The 13,409-nt window shown below is 66.5% G+C and carries 10 protein-coding genes and 3 tRNA genes; 6 read left to right on the top strand and 7 right to left on the bottom strand.

Going from position 1 to position 13,409, the window contains the following annotated elements:
• Window positions 1-72: 72 nt before the first annotated feature.
• Window positions 73-159: transfer RNA gene (locus tag ABRP17_RS03060), tRNA-Leu, on the bottom strand.
• Between the two features lie 64 nt (window positions 160-223).
• On the bottom strand, window positions 224-1,120 hold the full coding sequence (locus ABRP17_RS03055) for a LysR substrate-binding domain-containing protein (RefSeq protein WP_349984826.1): 897 nt from the start codon (window positions 1,118-1,120) through the stop codon (window positions 224-226).
• A gap of 92 nt (window positions 1,121-1,212) precedes the next feature.
• Here ABRP17_RS03055 and ABRP17_RS03050 point away from each other — a divergent pair, with 92 nt between their 5' ends.
• Entirely contained in the window at window positions 1,213-1,959 is a 747-nt protein-coding gene (locus tag ABRP17_RS03050) for a sulfite exporter TauE/SafE family protein (protein ID WP_349984825.1), read from the top strand.
• A 64-nt stretch (window positions 1,960-2,023) separates the two neighbouring features.
• Here ABRP17_RS03050 and ABRP17_RS03045 read toward each other — a convergent pair.
• A tRNA-Leu gene (locus tag ABRP17_RS03045) sits at window positions 2,024-2,110 on the bottom strand.
• 142 nt (window positions 2,111-2,252) lie between these two features.
• A tRNA-Leu gene (locus ABRP17_RS03040) sits at window positions 2,253-2,339 on the bottom strand.
• Window positions 2,340-2,467: 128 nt separating this feature from the next.
• Here ABRP17_RS03040 and rnr point away from each other — a divergent pair.
• From rnr to rlmB, 3 genes are read left to right on the top strand one after another with little or no spacing between them, the layout of a single operon-like run.
• Entirely contained in the window at window positions 2,468-4,936 is a 2,469-nt protein-coding gene (gene rnr / locus ABRP17_RS03035; RefSeq protein WP_188324544.1) for a ribonuclease R, read from the top strand.
• A 56-nt stretch (window positions 4,937-4,992) separates the two neighbouring features.
• Window positions 4,993-5,475 (top strand): GFA family protein, encoded by a 483-nt coding sequence (locus ABRP17_RS03030; RefSeq protein ID WP_349984824.1) that lies wholly within the window; start codon window positions 4,993-4,995, stop codon window positions 5,473-5,475.
• Between the two features lie 55 nt (window positions 5,476-5,530).
• Window positions 5,531-6,277, top strand: a complete 747-nt coding sequence (gene rlmB / locus ABRP17_RS03025) for a 23S rRNA (guanosine(2251)-2'-O)-methyltransferase RlmB (protein WP_101099975.1) — start codon at window positions 5,531-5,533, stop codon at window positions 6,275-6,277.
• A 103-nt stretch (window positions 6,278-6,380) separates the two neighbouring features.
• On the opposite strand, the gene ABRP17_RS03020 is transcribed toward rlmB, so the two are convergent.
• The 3 genes from ABRP17_RS03020 to ABRP17_RS03010 are packed head-to-tail and all read right to left on the bottom strand — an operon-like array spanning window position 6,381 to window position 11,028.
• Window positions 6,381-7,817, bottom strand: coding sequence for an efflux transporter outer membrane subunit (locus ABRP17_RS03020; protein ID WP_349984823.1), 1,437 nt, complete (start codon window positions 7,815-7,817; stop codon window positions 6,381-6,383).
• 8 nt (window positions 7,818-7,825) lie between these two features.
• Complete coding sequence (locus ABRP17_RS03015; protein ID WP_197973996.1) at window positions 7,826-9,793, bottom strand: MacB family efflux pump subunit; 1,968 nt, start codon at window positions 9,791-9,793, stop codon at window positions 7,826-7,828.
• Window positions 9,790-11,028, bottom strand: a complete 1,239-nt coding sequence (locus ABRP17_RS03010) for an efflux RND transporter periplasmic adaptor subunit (RefSeq protein ID WP_349984822.1) — start codon at window positions 11,026-11,028, stop codon at window positions 9,790-9,792. The genes ABRP17_RS03015 and ABRP17_RS03010 overlap by 4 nt, the downstream gene beginning before the upstream one ends.
• Before the next feature lie 202 nt (window positions 11,029-11,230).
• On the opposite strand from ABRP17_RS03010, the gene ABRP17_RS03005 reads away from it, so the two are divergent.
• Both ABRP17_RS03005 and ABRP17_RS03000 read left to right on the top strand, forming a co-directional pair.
• Window positions 11,231-11,959, top strand: coding sequence for a response regulator (locus ABRP17_RS03005; protein WP_349984875.1), 729 nt, complete (start codon window positions 11,231-11,233; stop codon window positions 11,957-11,959).
• A complete protein-coding gene (locus ABRP17_RS03000; RefSeq protein ID WP_188324540.1) occupies window positions 11,956-13,362 on the top strand; it encodes an ATP-binding protein in 1,407 nt (468 codons plus the stop codon). The genes ABRP17_RS03005 and ABRP17_RS03000 overlap by 4 nt, the downstream gene beginning before the upstream one ends.
• Window positions 13,363-13,409 lie beyond the last annotated feature (47 nt).

Genomic DNA, 13,409 nt, shown 5'->3' with positions numbered 1-13,409 from the left:
TCCACCGGCATGAAACCCGAATGCCGGACATGAAAAAACCCGCTTGCGCGGGTTTGATCATTTTCTGAGTCGTGGTGCCCAGGAGAGGACTCGAACCTCCACGAAGTTGCCCCCGCTAGCACCTGAAGCTAGTGCGTCTACCAATTCCGCCACCTGGGCGACTCAGGAGGAGAATTATGGGCAACGAATTAATTCATGTCAACAGGATTTCAATGCCGTCCTGCTAGTCATCCACGGCATGCCCGCCGAGGTGCAGCAGCAGGCTCTGCATCGAACGCGACAGCCCGTTCCAGCGAACGAAGCACAGGCTCAGCTGGCGGCGTGCCCAGGCATCGTCCAGTGCGATGGCGTGGAAGCCGTAGCGACGCCGATGCTGCCGGCAGATTGATCGGGGTGCGATGCCAACGCCGATGCCGTGTCCGACCATCTCGCATACGCCTTCAAAGGTCTTCATGCGGATCCGGGGCGACAGCACGCGCCCCAAAGCGCGCGCGTGGTCTTCGATATGTTCCTGCAGCGCATTGCCATCGGCCAGCGCCACGAAGTCCTCACCGAGTACGTCCACGAATGAGAGCGAGGCGCGGTGGGCGAACCGATGGGCAGGCGGCACGATCAGCATCAGCGGATCATCCGCGACCGGCTGCAGGTGCAGGGGCGTACTGTCCACTGCATTGGAGGTGATGCCCGCTTCGGCTTGGCCGCCGCGCACGGCGCGCACGATTTCCACGCTGGTGCGTTCTTTCAGGTCGACCTGCAGGCGCGGGCGCGCGGCCATCCACGGCGCCAGCCGCCCCGGCAGAAAGGTGGTCAGCGCTCCGGTATTGGCATACAGGTGCAGGGTGCCGCGCGCGCCACTGGCGAACTCCTGCAGTTCCTCGCGCAACAGGGACTGCTGGCGCAGCATCAGGCGCGCATGGTGGGCAAGCGCTTCGCCGGCCTCGGTCGTGGTGACGCCACGCGGATGGCGTACAAGCAGCGCGATGCCGGCCTCGCGTTCCATCGTCCGCAGCCGTTCGCTTGCTGATGCCAGGGCCAGGTGGGCGCGGCTGGCGCCGGCAGTGATGGTGCCGGCGTCGACCACCAGCAAGAACAGGCGCAGATCCGCCAGGTCCATCCGCATGCTGGAACCTCGTGTCTGCCTTCGGTCCAGCCGAAGGCTCGGTGGGGAATCCCGCATTGTGCCAAAGGGGCAGGGAAGGTCCTAATGGCGCCATGAACGATTCGCTGTACTTCTATGTCCTGCTCATCGGGGTGTTCGTCCTGGCCGGGGTGGTCAAGGGCGTGACGGGGATGGGCCTGCCTACCGTGGCGATGGGCCTGCTGGGCAGTACGTTGTCCCCGGTGGCGGCGGCCTCCCTGCTGTTCGTTCCCACCTTGGTGACCAATGTGTGGCAGATCATCGCCGGACCTTCGCTCGGCCGCATCCTCCGGCGGCTGTGGCCGATGATGCTCGGCGTGGTGGTGGCGACCGTCGCTGGCGCTGCGCTGCTGGTCCGTGTCGAGCCGCGATGGTCGGGCATGGCGCTGGGCGTGGCGTTGATCCTCTATGCGGTGTACTCCGCCTTTGCTCCCGCGTTCCGGGTGCCCGCCAGCAAAGAACGCTGGCTGTCGCCGCTGGTCGGCGCGGTGTCTGGCGTGGTCACCGGCGCTACCGGCGTCTTTGTCATGCCGGCGGTGCCTTACCTGCAATCACTGGGGCTGGATCGGGACGAGCTGGTGCAGGCGCTGGGGCTGGCCTTCACGGTGTCCACGATTTCCTTGACCAGTGGTCTTCTGGTGCACGGCGCCTTTGGTGTGCAGCAGTTGGGCCTGAGTGCGCTGGCCATCGCGCCGGCGCTGGCGGGAATGTGGCTGGGGCAGAAAATCCGGGGCTGCATCAGCGCGAAGGCATTCCGCCTGTGCTTTCTGGGCTTCCTGTTGCTGCTCGGGATCGAACTGGCCACGCGTCCCTTCTGGTGACGTTGCACCCGACCGGGGAAAACAGGCAAAAAAAACCCCGCGTCAGCGGGGTTCTTTTTATCGATGGTGCCCAGGAGAGGACTCGAACCTCCACGAAGTTGCCCCCGCTAGCACCTGAAGCTAGTGCGTCTACCAATTCCGCCACCTGGGCATCGAGGGGGCGAATTATGAGGACGTGGGCAGGGGCTGTCAACACGTGTGAGCGCTGATGCGCGCGATCGGACGAAAGCGCGATCCAGGCTCCCGAATCGCGGCCAACAAAAAACCCCCGCTTCCGCGAGGGTTGTTTGTTTTGGTGCCCAGAAGAGGACTCGAACCTCCACGAAGTTGCCCCCGCTAGCACCTGAAGCTAGTGCGTCTACCAATTCCGCCATCTGGGCTTGCAGAACGGGCGATTTTGAAGATGCGGCGAGCCGTTGTCAACGGTTTTCGTCAAATTGCGGCGGCCATTCATTTACGGCCGGCCATGACCCGTTCTGCACGCCCACAGCGGCTACCATGGAGGGCGATGAATACCAAAAAACCAAGCAAGGGCGGGAAGAGCTCCCGCACGACGCCGCCCTCGGGCGCCCCCGCTGGCTCGCCCAAGGGCCCGAAGAAGAAGAGTCTGCCGCCGTGGATGCCGGACAGCCTGACCGGCAATGCCGGTGCTCCGGCCCCGTCGCGAGGCAACAGCCGACGCGGTCCGGCCCCGTCCACCCCGCGTGGCCGCCGCCCGTTGCCGCCACTGGGCGCGCCGGTCGATGATCCGCACGCCGCGCGCGAAGCAGAAAAGTACGAACAGCCCATCGCCAGCCGTGAGGCGATCCTTGCCCTGCTGGAGCGCTGCGAAGGCCCGCAGACCGCCGAGGAAGTCGGTGCCCGTCTCGGCCTGAGTGCTCCGGACCGTGCCGAGGCGCTGTCGCGCCGACTGGGTGCGATGGTCCGTGATGGCCAGCTGGTGCAGAACCGGCGCGGCGGGTTCGCGCCCATCCAGGCCTTGAACCTGGTTACTGGCGTGGTGATCGCCAACCCGGAAGGGTTCGGCTTCCTGCGCCCGGTGGAGGGTGGTGAGGATCTGTTCCTGCCGCCGTATGAAATGCGCAAGGTCATGCACGGCGACAAGGTGCTGGCCAACGTGACCGGTATCGATCACCGCGGCCGCCGCGAAGGCAGCATCGCCCGCGTGCTCGAGCGCGGCATGACCCGCCTGATCGGTCGCTTCAGCGTGGAAATGGGCATCAACTATGTGGTGCCTGATGACAAGCGCATCCAGCGCAACGTGCAGGTGCCGCCGGACCAGATCGGCGGCGCGCGTGACGGCCAGCTGGTGGTGTGCGAACTGACCCAGGCGCCGGACAGCCGTCGGCCGCCGATCGGGCGCATCATTGCCGTGCTGGGCGACAAGCTGACTGCCTCGCTGGTGGTGGAGACCGCCATCCATGGCCACGAACTGCCGTTCGAGTTCCCGCAGGAGGTGCTGGATGAGGCCGCCTCGGTGCCGTTGGTGGTCGAGCCGCAGATGATCGGCCATCGGGTGGACCTGCGCACGACGCCGCTGGTCACCATCGATGGCGAGGATGCGAAGGACTTTGATGACGCGGTGTTCTGCGAGCCCAATGCCAACGGATTCCGGCTGGTGGTGGCAATCGCCGATGTGTCCAATTATGTGCGGCCTGGCACGCCATTGGACGATGAAGCACAGAAGCGTGCGACCTCGGTGTACTTCCCGGGCTTCGTCGTGCCGATGTTGCCGGAAACCCTGTCCAACGGTATCTGCTCGTTGATGCCGAAGGTCGACCGCATGTGCTTCGTCTGTGACATGCAGGTGGATCGCGATGGCCAGGTCAGCAGCTCGAAATTCTACGAAGCGGTGATGAACTCACACGCGCGACTGACCTACACCCAGGTGTGGCAGGCCGTGGGTGAGGACGATGCCGGTGCCAAGGCAGTGATCGGTCCGCTTTTGCCGCAGGTCGAGCGCCTGTACCAGCTCTATCACGTGCTGGCCAAGGCACGCAGCAAGCGTGGTGCCATCGAGTTCGAATCCAGTGAAGTCCGCTTCGTGCTGGACAATACCGGTGAGGTCACGCAGGCCGGCATGCTGATGCGCAACGATGCGCACAAGCTGATCGAAGAATGCATGATCGCCGCCAACGTGGAGGCCGCGCGCTACCTGCTGGCCAACGGCGTACCGGCCCCGTACCGCGTGCATGACAAGCCGCCGGAGACCAAGTTCGCGGACCTGCTGGAGTTCCTGAAGGAATTCAAGCTGAGCCTGCCGCCGTGGTCGAAGGTGGTGCCGGGCGACTACACCAAGCTGTTGAAGAAGATCCGTGATCGCCCCGATGCGGCGCTGCTGGAGTCGGTGTTGCTGCGCAGCCAGAGCATGGCGGTGTACCACCCCGACAACAATGGCCACTTCGGGCTGGCCCTGGAGGCGTACGCGCACTTCACCTCGCCGATCCGTCGTTACCCCGATCTGCTGGTGCACCGTGCGATCAAGCATGCACTCACCGGCGCACGCGCGGACAAGTACCTCTACACCGCGCGCGAGATGGCCGCGCTGGCACTGCAGTGCTCCGAGCGCGAGCGCCGTGCGGACGAGGCCGAGCGCGAGGTGGATGAGCGCTACCGCGCTGCCTGGATGGAAAAGCATGTCGGCGGCCAGTTCGACGGCGTGATCAGTGGTGTCACCAGCTTCGGCCTGTTCGTCGAGCTGACCGATTCCAAGGTGCAGGGTCTGGTGCATGTTACCCAGCTGCCGCATGACTATTACAAGTTCGATGCGGTGCGCAAAACGCTGGGCGGCGAGCGTCGCGGCACGAGCTACCGGTTGGGCGACAGCGTCCGCGTACTGGTGCTCAAGGCCAGCATGGAAGAACGCAAGATCGACTTCCGTCTGGTCGAGCACAAGGGCGAGGAAGAAGAGGCGCCGCGCGCGGCACCGCTGCCCGAGCACGGCAAGCCGGCCAAGCGCAGCAAGAAGAAGTACTGAAACATCGCGGGAGCGCCGAGCTACGCTCGGCGTCCGCAGCAGAGGAGACGAGAACGATGCAGGGCCAACCCGAACAAAGTGGCGGTTGCCAGTGCGGTGCCGTCCGCTTCGAAGTCCGTGGCGAGCTGACGGACAGCTCGATCTGCCATTGCCGGATGTGCCAGAAGGCCTTCGGCGCGTATTACGCGCCGTTGGTGTCGGTACGCGGCGCGCAGTTCAGCTGGACCCGGGGCCAGCCGACCCATTTCCAATCGTCCAATCTGGTCCAGCGGGGGTTCTGTGCGCTCTGCGGGACGCCGCTGACCTACGAGGCCCCGGACGGGATTGCGGTGGCCGCCGGCGCGTTCGACCAGCCGGAGCGGTTGCCGCCGACCCGCCAATACGGCATGGAGGCGCAACTGCCGTTCGTCGACACGCTGGGCGCGCTGCCGTCCACGCGGACCGAGCAGGATGGGGAAGCGCTGGATTTCCTCGCCCGCATCGTGTCACACCAGCATCCAGACCACGACACACCGCACTGGCCGCCGCAGAGCCGCTGACCCCTGTCCGCCAGATGCTCTACCATACCCACCCCCCTTACCGGTCACGCCGCGCATGAGCAGCAAGAGCAGCCAGTGGATCGTCGGCGTCAACGCCGTCGCCTCTTCCATCGAGAACGACGCCGAGAACGTCCGCGAAGTCCTGGTCGAGGCCGGGGCGAAGAATCCGCGGCTGGTCGAGATCGAGGAGAACGCGCGCCGGAAGGGTATCGACGTGCGCAAGGTGAACAGCCAGGCGCTGGACGGTGTCGGCGGATCGGTGCGGCATCAAGGCGTGGCCGCGCGTTACGCGGCAGCGCGCACGTACAACGAGAATGAGCTGGAAGCCCTCGTGGAGGCAGCCGAGGGCAAGGCGCTGCTGCTGGTGCTGGACGAAGTACAGGATCCGCACAATCTCGGCGCCTGCCTGCGCAGTGCCGCCGCTGCGGGTGCGACGGCGGTGATCATTCCGAAGGACAAGTCGGCCACGGTCAACGCGACCGTGCGCAAGACCTCGGCCGGCGCGGCTGATCGGATACCGGTGGTAGCGGTGACCAACCTGTCGCGCTGCCTGAAGGACCTGCAGAAGCAGGGTGTGTGGATTTACGGTCTGGCCGGCGAAGCAACCGCGTCGCTGTACGATCTGGACCTGAAGGGCAACATCGCGCTGGTACTGGGCGGCGAAGCCGACGGCCTGCGCCGCCTGACCCGCGAGAACTGCGACGGTCTGGTCAAGATCCCGATGCCGGGTGAGATCGAGAGCCTGAACGTGTCGGTGGCCACCGGCGTGAGCCTGTTCGAAGTAGTGCGCCAGCGCGGTTGAGTGGCTGCGCCGGTAGCGCCGAGCCATGCTCGGCGAGCGCAGCGGTAACGCAGCAACGTGCGTCATCCATCAGGGCGAGAAGCCGGACGGCCAGCGGCCGTCACTACCGGGCTGCGCTGCCGCCCAATGCCTTGAACAGGGTGACATCGTTGATCAACTGGCTTCGCCGTACGCTTGCCAGCGCCAGCTCCGCACTGCGCCGGGTCTGTTGCGCCAGCAGCCAGTCGCGCAGGGCGGTGGCGCCGACGCGGTAACGCACCTCCTCGGCCCGCTCCACCGCCACGGCCTCATCGAACGAGGCCTGCGACGCCGCGACCTGGATCGCCAACTGATCCCGCGCCGACAGCGCGTTGTCCACTTCCGACAGGGCCGTGTACAGGGTCTTGCGGAAGCGGGTCGCGGCGATCTGGTAATCGGTACCGGCCAGATCGGTGTTCAGCTGCGCCCGTTGCAGGTTGAGGAAGGGCAGGGTGAGCCCCGCACCCAGCGTCGCCACGGGATTGCGCAGCACATCCCCCAAGGTCGGCCCGCTGGTGCCCACGCCACCGTTCAAGCTCAGCGTGGGGTAGTAGCTGGCAGCGGTCACCTTGATCTGTTTCAGGCTGTTGCGCAGACGCAACTCGGCGGCGCGCAGGTCCGGGCGGCGTGCCAGCAGGTCGGCGGGCAGGCCCGCTTCAAGGGGTGGACTGGTCGCGCCCGACAGGCTCTGCGGCTCATCCGCCTGCGGCCAGGCCTGGCCATCCAGCAGCACCGTCAGCGCGTTGCGCGCTTCCACCCGCTGCTGCTCCAACGCCGACTGCGTGGCGCGCTGTGCCTCCAGACCCTGTCGCGCCTGGCGCACTTCCAGGCCGGATGCAGCCCCCGCATCGAATCGCGCCTGCACCAGCTCCAGCGTTCTCGCCAGCCGCGCCATGTCTGCGGCAGCCGAAACAATCGACTGGTTGAGATAGGCGAGATTCCAGTAGTAGTTCACCGCGTCGCTGATCGCGATCAACGCGGTGTTCTGTCGGTCTTCTTCGCTGGCCTGCGCGGACCACACTGCGATATCGCGCTGCGTGCGCAGTTTGCCCCACAGGTCGACTTCCCACTGCAGCGATACGCGGGTGGCGTAGTCACCCGAACGCCGCCAGTCGTCACTGCGGTCGATGGCGCGCGAGGTGCTGGTAGCCAGTCCGGACAGCGAAGGGTCCGGCCAGAGTGCGTTGTTCGCCAGCCCGGCCTGCAGGCGTGCGCGCTGGACGTTGAGGACGGCGACGGCGAGGTCGTTGTTGGCGGCCAGCACCTGCGTGACCAGACGGTCGAGCCGCTCATCGCCGAATGCCGTCCACCAGCGGTCGGCGCGCACGTCGGCGCGCGGCCGGTCCAGTCCACTGGTGGGCAGGGTGCTGCCTGCAGCAAGGCTGGCACTGTCGGCACCGTAGCTGGACGGTACCGCTGCAGCCTGCACCGGATAGCGGCCCGCGGTGGCGCATGCGGCCAATGAAGTGAGCAGCGCGCTGGCCAACAGCACGCGCACAGGGGTCGAGCAGGAAAACGTCATGGTGGTCCTCATTCGCGTGCAAGGGCGTCGACCGGGTCCAGCTGCGCGGCGCTGCGCGCCGGCAGGAATCCGAAGGCGACGCCGATCAGGGTGGAGCAGGCAAACGCCGCCACGATGGAGCTGGTGGAGAACACCATCAGGTACTCGCTGGAGAGACGGCCGAAGGCCCATCCCAGCCCCAGCGCCAGGCTGACGCCGATCAGGCCGCCCAGCAGGCAGACCAGTACGGCTTCGATCAGGAACTGTTGGCGGATGTCGCTCTGGCGTGCGCCCACCGCCATGCGTACCCCGATCTCGCGGGTGCGCTCGGTCACCGACACCAGCATGATGTTCATGACACCGATGCCGCCGACCAGCAGCGCGATGGCGGCGATGGCGCCGATCAGCAAGGTCATCGTGCGCGTGGTCTGTTCGATGGTCTGGCGGATCTCCGCGCTGTTGCTGAGGAACACGTCCTCGGTGCCATGGCGCAGGGTGAGCAGGTTGGTGATCGCGGCCTGCGCAGCGTCCATCGGCGTATCGTCCTTCACCCGCACGGTGATGCCGGAGATATGGTTCTGCCCGAGCATGCGCGACATCGCGGTGGTGTAGGGCACCCAGACGCTCAGGCTGGTGCTGCCACCGAAGCCGAAGCTCTGCCGCTTTGCTACGCCAACCACCCGCGCCGGCACGTTGCCGAGCAGGATTACCTGGCCGATCGGATCGCTGTCGGGGAAGAACTGGGTCTTGGTGTTTTCGTCGATGACGGCCACCTGCGCCAGCGATCTCACCGCGTCCGCATCGAAGAAGCTGCCGCTTACCAGGCTGACGCCCTTGACCCGGAAGAACTGTTCGCCGACCCCGCTCACCGATGCGGTGGCGGACAGGTTGCGGAACCGCGCTGTCACCGATGTGGAGACGTTGGGCGTGGCGCTATCTACATAGCTTTGCTCGGCCAACGCGTAGGCATCGCTTGCCTTGAGCGTCTGCACCCGTGCCGAACGCATGTCACCGAAACCACGCCCTGGATAGACATCGATCGTGTTGGTGCCCAACGAGCTGATGTTCTGCAGGATCTGCTGCTGCGACCCGTTGCCCAGCGCCACGACCGAGACCACCGACGCGATGCCGATGATGATGCCGAGCATCGTCAGAAAGGTGCGCAGGCGATGCGCGTTCATCGCCAGCAGCGCCATGCGGAAGGCTTCGGTGAAACGGTCGCGGGCCGCGCGCCAGCTGTTGCCCTTGCCGGCGTCGATGCTCGGTGCGCGCTGTGCGCGGAAACGGGGCGCGTTCTCGTTGATGCGGTCGGCGATGATTTCGCCGTCGCGGATCTCGATGATGCGCTGGGCGTGCTCGGCCACGCTCATGTCGTGGGTGACGATGATGATGGTGTGGCCTTCGGCGTGCAGTTCGCCCAAGATGCCCATCACTTCCTCACCCGAGCGGGTATCCAGTGCGCCGGTCGGTTCGTCGGCCAGGATCACCTCGCCGCCGTTCATCAGCGCACGCGCGATGGACACGCGCTGCTGCTGGCCGCCGGACAGCTGCCCGGGCTTGTGCTGCATGCGGTCGCCAAGCCCCAGGCGCTGCAGCAGCTGCACCGCGCGCGCGCTGCGTTGTTCGCTGGGGTTGCCGGCATAGATCGCAGGAACCTCCACGTTGCCCCGTGCATCCAGGTCGCCCAACAGGTGATAGCGCTGGAAGATGAAACCGAAGTGCTCTCGACGCAGTTCGGCCAAGGCGTCCGGACCCATGCTGCCGGTCTCGCGACCAGCCACCTGATAACTGCCGCGCGTCGGCCGATCCAGGCAGCCCAGGATGTTCATCAGGGTGGATTTGCCCGAGCCGGACTGGCCGACGATGGCGACCATCTCACCGGCATGGATATCCAGGTTGACGTCGCGCAGCACGGCGATGGTTTCATCGCCGGCCGGGAATTCGCGGCGCAGGTCGCGCAGCCGCAGAAGGACGCTGGAAGAGCCCACGGTATTCATCGACGCGGCCCGCCGCCCATCCCCGGACCCATGCGCATGCTGGGACCACCGCGCGCACCGCCACCGCTCGCGGCCGCGCCGCCGCCTTCGCCGACCACCACGCGGTCGCCTTCGGCGAGCCCGGACAGGATCTCCGCGTTGGCACCGTTGTTGATGCCCACCTTCACCCGCCGCGGCTGCGGTTGGCCGTCCTCACCGACCACGCGGACCACCTGCTGTCCGTCGCGCGTCTTTGCACCCAATGCGACCGACGGCACCAGGATCACGCCCTTGGCTTGTTTGAGCAGTACCGAAACCTGCGCGGTCATGTCGATGCGCAGCGTGCCGTCGGGGTTTTCTACATCGAACAGCGCGTTGTAGTAGACCGCGCTGGACGAACTGGACGAACTGCTGGAGCTGGACGCGCTGTCGCTGGAGATGGAGGCCGGTGCCGGATTGATCTGCCGGAGTTTGGCGTGATACTTCCGGTCCGGCTCACCCAGGGTGGTGAAGTACACCGGCATGCCCGCCTTGATCTTGACCACGTCGGCTTCGGAGATTTCCGCATTGACCGTGACCAGGTCGAGGCGCGCCAGCATCACGATAGTCGGGGCGGTCTGGTTGGCGTTGACCGTGCGGCCTTCTTCGGTGACCACTGCCACCACGGTGCCATCCATCGGTGCGGTGATGCGGGTGTAGGCCAAATTGGCGCGCGCGGTCGCCACCTCGGTTTCGCTGCCCTTGATCTGGGCCTGGTTCGACTGGATCTGTGCGCGGGCCGTCTTCAGCGCGGCCTCGGCAGCATCGTATTCCTGTCGCGAGGTGGCTTCGGCGGCAAGCATCTCCTGCTGACGCGCGAAGTTCAGCTCGCTCTGCCGCAGGCTGGCCTGCTGCACCGCCAGCTGGGCGCGCTGCTGCTGCAGCGTGGCTTCTGCCCGCAGTACCGTGTTCTGCTGGGTCGTCGCGTCGATTTCGGCGATCAGGTCGCCTTCTTTCACCGTGTCGCCCAACTGGACCTTCAGTGACTTCACCTGGCCGGACGCCTGCGCGCCCACACTGACCAGCTTGTAGGCATCGATCACGCCGGTCGCCTCGACGGTCTGTTCGACATCGCCACGCGTGGCTGGCGAGGTCGCCAGGGCGGGTGCCGCGGGCTTGCGCAGGAAGAACCACGCGCCGATGGCAAGCAGCACCATCACGAGGAGGGACAGCAGCAGGCGACCGCGACGGGTTCTGGGCAGCAGGTGGAAGTTCACGATCGGTGATACTCGGCAGGCCGCTCCAGCGGCGTCGCGTCCATTGTGGTGACGCTTGCGCTGCAGGCTCAATCCTCAGCGTGTGTCCATGTGTAACATTGCAGCGCCTTGTCTGTTTCAATGTGTATCACGTATGCCGCTGGATACAGTGCAACGCATTGGCCTGCGTGCGGTTCAGCTGCCGACAGGGGATGATGCCGACATGGAGACCGCCAACCCGATGCACCGCCTGCTCATCGTCGATGACGACAACGACATCCGCAGCCTGCTGGCCGAGCAGCTGGGACGTGCCGGCTATCAGGTCAGTACCGCCGCCGACGGCGCTGCCATGCGCCAGGTGCTGGAGCGGGAGCACGTCGACCTGATCGTGCTTGATCTGAACCTGCCGCGCGAAGACGGCCTGACCCTGTGCCGCGATCTGCGCGCGCGATCCTCCACGCCCGTGATCATGCTGACCGCGCGTGCCGAACCGATCGATCGCGTGCTCGGCCTGGAGATGGGCGCCGACGATTACCTGGCCAAGCCGTTCGAACCGCGCGAGCTGCTGGCGCGCATCCGCAACGTACTGCGCCGGACCGAAGCCTTGCCTGCCAACCTGGAGCCGCTGGCGATCCGCCGTGCGCGCTTTTCGCGCTGGACGTTCGATCTGGAGCACCGCCATCTGGTGGATCCCGATGGGCGGGTGGTGGTGCTGTCCGGTGCCGAGTTCCGCCTGCTGCGGGTGTTCGTCGGCCATGCCAACAAGGTGCTGTCGCGGGAGCAGCTGGTGGCGCTCAGCAGCGGCCGCAACTATGAGTCGCAGGATCGGGCGATCGATCTGCAGGTCAGCCGGCTGCGCAACAAGCTGGCCGATGATGGCAGTCCGGATGGGCTGATCAAGACCGTGCGCAACGAAGGCTACGTACTGGCGGCGGCGGTGACCCTGGAATGAACCGGTTGCGCCGCTTCCTGTCCTCGATGGTGGGGCGCCTGTTCGTGATCCTGCTGCTGGGCATGGGCGTGGCGGCGATCGGTGCGACGATGCTGGCCGGTGCGAAACGCCAACAGGAGTTCGAGCGGCAGAACCTCAACCGCATCGCCGACCGGTTGCAGGGCTATGTGAACCTGCTGGACGGCAATCCGGAGCTGCGTGAGCGGTTGCTGGATGCCGGCGGCCCCAGTGTGCGCCGCCTGCTGCCGGACGCACGGCAGGGGCGACCGGACGACGCGTTGATGGGCGTACTGGCCGCACGTCCCGGACCGGTGGCCAGCGCGCAGGTCCGCTTCACCTCGTTCCGGGCCTGCCTGCCGCGGCTGAAAGATCTGCTGCCGCCGTCCGACGGGCATCGTGGCCGACCGCCCCGCGAGCGCGACCCCGCCTTCATCCCGCCGCGCTGCCGGTCGGTGCAACTGACGTTGTCCGACGGTGCGTCGTTGGCGCTGGCGCTGGAGTCGCCTGCGGTGGCACACAATGGCGTGCTGGCGGTCGACCCCTTGTTCCTGACGCTGCTGGTGTTGGCGATCGCGGTGCTGGCCTACGTGGTGGCACGGATGGCCAGCGCGCCTTTGCGGCGGTTGGCCGGTGCCGCGCAGGAACTGGGCGTGGACCTGCACCGGGCGCCGATGGCCGTCGCCGGCCCGCTGGAGGTCCAGCACGCCGCTGAAGCCTTCAATGCCATGCAGCAGCAGTTGCAGCGGCACCTTGCCGAGCGCACGCACATGCTGGCCGCGATCACCCATGACCTGCAGACGCCGGTGACCCGGCTGCGCCTGCGCCTGGAGAACGTAGAGGACGAGGGCCTGCGCGAGCGACTGGTCGCCGACCTGGCAGCGATGCAGGCCTTGATCCGCGAGGGCCTGGAGCTGGCCCGCAGCGCCGAAAGCGCCGAGCAGCGCGCGCCCTTGGACCTGGACTCGTTGCTGGAAAGTCTGGTGGAAGACGCGGCGGAGGCCGGCGCGGACGCGCGTTTCGAAAGTGGGTGTGCGGCGGTGCTAATGCTGCGCCCGCTGGCGATGCGGCGCCTGTTTTCCAACCTGCTCGACAACGCCCTGATGTATGGCCACAGCGCCAGCGTGCGCGCCGAGCGCGATGGCAAGGGCGTGCGGGTGGTAATCAGCGACCGCGGGCCGGGCCTGGCCGAGGATGAGCTGCTGAGCGTGTTCGATCCCTTCGTGCGGCTGGAAACCTCGCGCTCGCGGCAGACCGGTGGCGCTGGCCTGGGGCTGACCATTGCCCGCGCACTGGCGGGCAAGGACGGGGCGAAGGTCAGCCTGCACAACCGGGAAGGGGGCGGGCTGGATGCCGTGGTGTACTGGGCGGCACCGGTCGTGGCCGCGGCGCGCGGGCACGGTTGACACACGGCGGCGCGGATTTGCCTATCATGCGCACATCCTCCCAGCGT

Source organism: Stenotrophomonas sp. WHRI 8082 (genome assembly GCF_040223995.2).
GTDB lineage: Bacteria > Pseudomonadota > Gammaproteobacteria > Xanthomonadales > Xanthomonadaceae > Stenotrophomonas.
Note: the sequence above shows the minus strand (reverse complement) of the source record. Positions and strands in the feature narration are given on the sequence as shown.